The sequence below is a fragment of the Actinomyces sp. MRS3W genome (genome assembly GCF_032465695.1).
In the GTDB taxonomy this organism is placed as follows: Bacteria; Actinomycetota; Actinomycetes; order Actinomycetales; family Actinomycetaceae; genus Actinomyces.
Genome location: NZ_JAWDJJ010000192.1, coordinates 1 through 5253, shown reverse-complemented (window position 1 = coordinate 5253; position 5253 = coordinate 1). Strand labels below are relative to the sequence as shown.

The following is a 5253-nucleotide window of genomic DNA, read 5'->3' as shown; positions in this document are numbered from 1 at the left end:
CCGCACGCCGGCGTCCCCACCCCTGGCAGCGCCGACCTGTGCCTCGTGGTCGACGCTCCGCTCGACGATATCATGGCCGACCTGACCCGCGCCGGCACCGAGATCGAGGTCGGTCCGGTTGCCCGCAGCGGCGCCCGCGGCCCGATGCGCAGCGTCTATGTGCGCGACCCCGACGGGAATCTCGTCGAGCTCGCCTCCTACAACGAAACCGCCGCGAACGGGCAGGAGAAGGCATGAGCCCCGAGTCCCTCGCGGGCGTGCTCATCCGCCCGGCCCGTTTCGATGACGACTCCCGCGTGGCCCGGCTGCTTGCCCTGCGCGGGATCAGCGTCGAGGAGGCCCTCGAACAGGCGCCACGCATGATTGCGGCGCTGCCGGTGCTGTTGCTCGCCTCCCTGCCCGTCGCCGGGGCCGACGCCTCCGCCCCGGCCTCGCGTCCCGCCGTGGAGGCGAATGCCGCTGCCCCCGCCCCGCTGCCTGTCGCGGAGGTGAACGAGGAGGACTCGGCCGCCCCCGTCGCCCTGTCCGGCGCCTTCCTGCTGCCCGGCGACCTGGAGGCCGGCCGCCCGGAGCGCTGGATGGTGTCCGGTCTCATCGTTGACCCGGATGCTCGCCGTCGGGGAATCGCCCGCGCCCTGCTCGCCGCAGTGGCTGAAGCGGTCCAGGAGATCGCCCCGGGGGAGGACCTGTTCAGCGTGGTCGAGGCGGATAACCACGCCTCCGTGGCCGCACACCTGGCGGCCGGTTTCATCGAGGTGGATCGTGTGGACGGCTACGCCGGACTCAGTTTTGACGGCCAGGCCCTGCTCCTGCGCCTGCCCGGCTCACTGGAGAGTCAGGAGACTGGCCCCGAGCACTGACGCAAACCCGGTCCGAGAGCCTTAGGTGTTCCTGGGTGGCCGGGGTTGCACACTGGAGCTGCGAGGATAGACTCAGGTGAACCCGATTTTTCGTTGGAATTATGCGAAAGTGTGCGTGAGCCGAAAATCGATGAGGGGCCTCCGGTGTGCGTCGAGCGCCTCGTTGCACACCGGAGGCCCCTCATCGTTGTGGGTGATCAGAGTGAAACCGCGGAATTCTGCGGATTGTGTATCTAAGGCCAGCTGAGAAGTGTGCGCCCGGCTGGCGTGGCCGCTGCACGACGTTGGGGTGCGTTCCACGACGTTGGGGTGCGTTCCACGACCACCCCGGGGTCGTAAAACGCCACCCAAGGTCGAAAAACGCGGGGAGACCGCCGCCGGCGTGTACGGATGCAACCGCGGAGCAGGGGAAGCTCGCCGCGGCAACGACAAGACGCTCGAAGCCCGAGCCGCCCACCCCACCAATACCCCGCGACGCGCTGTCTCGACCACCGCGTCCATGCCGATAACCCGTGCTTGTGGGGGTGCAGCCGACGCAGCCGACCTCTGCTACGCCCGGTACATCGATAACCCGTGCTTGTGGGGGTGCAGCCGCACGGCTGCACCCCCACAAGCCTTTCTCATTCCTCGCTTTCTTCACTCGACCATGCGCGGGTCTCCGCCGCATGGTCGCGACGCCCTGGGGCCATGGCCATCCTCACTCGATCACGCGCGGGTCTCCGGGTTGGCGCCCATCGGCGGCTCGTCCTCGGGGCGGACGGCCGGCGCGGTTGCCTGCGCGCGGGGAACCGGGGTGGGATCCGCGAGGCGGATGGTGTCGAGGTCCACGTTGTAGTGCATCCCCGGGTAACGGCCGAACTGTTCCTCCGCCTCGGGGACGCGGGACGTCAAGGCGTCCATGTGCTTGAGCATCTGCGCGGGGCTGGGCCAGGACTGGCTGCGGTCGGAGCCAACCAAGCCAGACGGCGGGTACCACGCGCTCGACGTCGGCGGTTTGCGCACAATGCGTCCTGGCTGACTGCGATCGCGCAGGGCGTGCGCCCGCCAGGTGATGATCGGGTGAGAGGCCAACCAGGAAACGATGTGGAGCCAGATCCCGGTCTCCCGAGCAGCGCGGTCGGCGAGCGCGTGGAAATTGACCTGCGCCCCCAGATACTTGCCGCCGGTGAGCAGAGCCATGGTGCCAGACGCACCTCGAGGAGCGACATCGAATCCGTGGTTATCGGCGGTGTATTCCTGGGACCGGGACAGTGCTTGGCCAAGCAGTGGAATGTTACTGGTCAGCGCGGTCCCCAGCTGACGCCAGAAGGAGGAGTGCCCCGCGGCGATATGGCCGACTTCGTGGGCGATGACGAAGCGCAGCGCCTCGGGGTCCCGCGCCGACCCGCCGATTTCGAACAGGTCGGAGTTGATCGCGACATAACGGCGGTATCCGTGACCGGTGGCGAAGGCGTTGATCGTCCCATTGCCGAGCACCACGTAAGCGTCAGGGACCCTGCGCATCCCGAAGTGCTCCGCAGCCTCAACGACCATCCGGTATCCCTCCGGGAACTGGGTGGGGCTCATCTGCACTGCCGTAGCGCGCATCTCGGCGTACGTCTTGGCGCGCACAAACCACAGGACGAACGGTAGGAGCGGAAGCAGTAGGAGGAACTGACCGGCTGACTCGGTGACGGAATTGCGCAGCGTGGCTGCGACCCCCGTTGGTTCCTGATCGATCACGAGCCAGATGAGGAAGACGATCCATAGCACATAGGCGAGGACCGTGATGCTGATGCATAGCCGAAGCAGTGGTAGTTCCGCAGGGTGGCGCAGACGGCGAATGCCCCCGGCGCCGTTCTTGGTCGCCCCGTCGAGTATGTGCGGTCGCTCGTGTCCCACGGGGAGGGGAACGTGAGCCGAAGAAGATTCGGAAACGGATGCTGTCATGAGCTGCAAGGTAATGACAGTGCTTTGCAGTTGGGTACAACCGAGGGGACCAAATCCGCGGTGGCCACGTCCCACCGGGGGCGTGGTGCTTATCCTGCCAGCGAATGACTTCGCGCGCCCGGGTGAGAACGCCAACTCACGAAAGGGACGAGGAGGCAGGCGGCTGCTCCTACACTCGGGTCGATGCCTGACTGGCAGGCGAATCATTATTGCAATAGTGGAATGAGGTCTCGCAGACTGGCAATGACGAGAGCCCCCGGGGCGTCATCGGGAAGCGTCACGGAGGTGCCCGGGCGGACCAGCAGCGCCGCCGCCATCCCGGCATCCCGGGCAGCGACGACGTCGATCGGCCGATCCCCGACGCACAGGATCTCCGCCGGATCCAGGTGGTGACGCTGGGCAAGCAGCAGGTTCATGTCCGGGCTCGGTTTGCGGGCCACACCGTCCGGTGCGCACACAACATCGTCCACCTCAATGCCGAGCCCGTGCAGTAGGGCGGTGGCGCTGTCGCGGTCCCGGTGGGTGGCGATGAGGTTGAGCCCGCCCAGCTCGTGCACCCGGGCCATTACCTCGCGTGCCCCGTCCATGACCGGCGCCGGATGGGTGCGCCACCGCTCCTTGAGTCCGGCGTATGCGGTCTCCAGCATCTCCGGGGCGAGGCTACGCTCGGCACTGAGCGTGGCGATTGCATGAGCAATGGAATGACGAGTCAGAGCGGTCACCCGTCGCAGGTGCTCGGGGCTGGCGTCGCCGAACGCCGCCTCACACAGGACGCGGTCGACCTCCGGGTAGGTGTTGACCAGAGTGCCGCCCATGTCCCAGATAATGTGACGCATGCAGTCATTGTCCTCTCAATCCGCTCCTGACGCGGGCGATTCGCCTTCTCTGTCCGGCAGGCCCGACCACGCGGTCCCGTGGGCCATGCAGATCGCCGTCCACTACGACAAGGTTCACCCGCCGCGCCGCATTGATGTTGCCGAGGCCACGGCCCGCGCCGTCGTCGCGCTGCTGGCCGCGCCACAGGCAGCTCCCGGCGGACCGTGGCACGACGCGGTCGAGTACTGGAAGGACGGGCGCATCCGCAAGCTTGTGCGTCGCGCTCGCGGCCTGCGCTGGGAGGAGATCCAGGAACTGCCTGGCGTCACCGTCTCTCAGGCCGGACCCGCCGGGTGGGGGACGGCCGAGGCGCGGGCCATCGTCCCCGGGCCGGTGCGTCCGCTGCCGCCCGCGCTCGCCAAGACGCAGGTGGAGGGCACGCACTTCCCCCACGGCGACGAGCTGCCGCCGGCGCCCGCGGTGATCGCCGCGGCCGTTGCCAAGGACCCGGAGGCGGCCGGGGAGATTGAGCTGACCAGCGACTCGATCTCTCGGGATGCGTTGGTGACGGTGGAGGTCACCCCCCTGGAGGAGATGACGAGTGGGAAGCTGTGCGCGCAGGTCGCGCATGCGGCTCAGCTGGCCTGGGCCAGTCCGCAGCTACCGACGCAGCTGCGCGCGCGGTGGGCCGAACAGGGATACCGGGTGAAGGTTGTCTTCCCGGAGGTTTCCTCCTGGCGGGAACAACAGCGGCCGGTGTCGGTGGTGGATGCCGGCTTCACCGAACTCGACGGTCCGGCGGAGACAACCCGAGCCTTCTGGGCGGAGTCCTGAGTGCCGCCTGCCAGCGGGGCTGCGCGTCAACTATGGGCGGGCGGCTTCCGTCGGCTCGGGAGTGCCACGGAAGACCCACAGGCGCATGAACACATACAGATACAGGCCCTCGCAGCAGGCGGAGATGAAACGCGCGAGCTCGGCGTTGACACCCACCATGTGCAGCAGGCTCGACAATCCCAGGATGAAGATGACGTATTGGGAGACGAGGCCGACCGCGTAGCGCGATCCCTGCACGCCGATCGATCCGTGCGACTGGAAATTCAGCCACCGGTTGAGCAGTAGCGAATAGACACCGGCGATTGCGTAGCCCACGGTGACCGCCACCGGATAGAGCCAGTGAAATTGCTCATAAAACAGCCACAGGAAACTGATGTCGATGAGGAATCCGGAGCCGTTGATGAGCGCATAACCGATGAAGGTGACGGGCATGCGGCGGCGCAAGAGGCCCGGAAGCAGGCCATGAATACGGTTGATGACGTGCAGGAAAACGCGCGGGGCGCGGCGCGCGGGATCCTTCAGTCGCGCGTCAATGCGATGGTGGGCTGAAGCTGCGGCTTTGACCGCGTTGGACGCCAGACGCGGTGAAGAAGGATCTGCGTCGCGCATTTTCGCGGACGTTGTCATGCTCGTCATGGTGATCCTTCCAGGCGCCTCGACTCCTGCGCCTCCATGACCGAGTCTTGTGCGCTGGCGGGCGCCTTGCAAGTCCGTATGGATGAAGTCTGGATTCCGAAAGTATGAGAAGAATCTGGATTGCCTCCTGCTTAAGGAGGAGGCGGGGCGTGGGCGGCGCCGGCCGGTAGCGGGTGGG

General features: G+C 67.0%; 5 protein-coding genes and 1 pseudogene. 3 read left to right on the top strand and 3 right to left on the bottom strand.

Annotation, left to right across the window (positions count from 1 at the left end; all coding sequences use genetic code 11):
* Positions 1-237 (top strand): annotated as a pseudogene (locus tag RWX45_RS07205) (hypothetical protein); the annotation flags it as partial.
* Positions 234-860 (top strand): GNAT family N-acetyltransferase, encoded by a 627-nt coding sequence (locus RWX45_RS07200; protein WP_316023054.1) that lies wholly within the window; start codon positions 234-236, stop codon positions 858-860. The pseudogene RWX45_RS07205 and the gene RWX45_RS07200, both read left to right, overlap by 4 nt.
* Positions 861-1565: 705 nt before the next feature.
* On the opposite strand, the gene RWX45_RS07195 is transcribed toward RWX45_RS07200, so the two are convergent.
* Together RWX45_RS07195 and RWX45_RS07190 are read right to left on the bottom strand one after the other, a co-directional pair.
* Positions 1566-2789 carry a M48 family metallopeptidase gene (locus RWX45_RS07195; RefSeq protein ID WP_316023053.1) on the bottom strand — a complete coding sequence of 408 codons (1224 nt, stop codon included), beginning with the start codon at positions 2787-2789 and terminating at the stop codon, positions 1566-1568.
* Positions 2790-2995: 206 nt separating this feature from the next.
* A complete protein-coding gene (locus RWX45_RS07190) occupies positions 2996-3625 on the bottom strand; it encodes an HAD family hydrolase (protein ID WP_316023052.1) in 630 nt (209 codons plus the stop codon).
* A gap of 85 nt (positions 3626-3710) precedes the next feature.
* On the opposite strand from RWX45_RS07190, the gene RWX45_RS07185 reads away from it, so the two are divergent.
* A complete protein-coding gene (locus RWX45_RS07185) occupies positions 3711-4439 on the top strand; it encodes a peptidyl-tRNA hydrolase (protein WP_316023055.1) in 729 nt (242 codons plus the stop codon).
* A 30-nt stretch (positions 4440-4469) separates the two neighbouring features.
* Here RWX45_RS07185 and RWX45_RS07180 read toward each other — a convergent pair whose 3' ends face one another.
* The gene (locus RWX45_RS07180) at positions 4470-5066 is read right to left on the bottom strand and encodes a GtrA family protein (protein WP_410050693.1); all 597 of its coding nucleotides are present in this window, start codon (positions 5064-5066) and stop codon (positions 4470-4472) included.
* Positions 5067-5253: the final 187 nt, after the last annotated feature.

Excerpts from the sequence above, each read along its gene's own strand:
- RWX45_RS07200 (WP_316023054.1), top strand. The coding sequence starts at position 234 with ATGAGCCCCGAGTCCCTCGCGGGCGTGCTCATCCGCCCGGCCCGTTTC.
- RWX45_RS07195 (WP_316023053.1), bottom strand. The coding sequence starts at position 2,789 with ATGACAGCATCCGTTTCCGAATCTTCTTCGGCTCACGTTCCCCTCCCC.
- RWX45_RS07190 (WP_316023052.1), bottom strand. The coding sequence starts at position 3,625 with ATGCGTCACATTATCTGGGACATGGGCGGCACTCTGGTCAACACCTAC.
- RWX45_RS07185 (WP_316023055.1), top strand. The coding sequence starts at position 3,711 with ATGCAGATCGCCGTCCACTACGACAAGGTTCACCCGCCGCGCCGCATT.
- RWX45_RS07180 (WP_410050693.1), bottom strand. The coding sequence starts at position 5,066 with ATGACAACGTCCGCGAAAATGCGCGACGCAGATCCTTCTTCACCGCGT.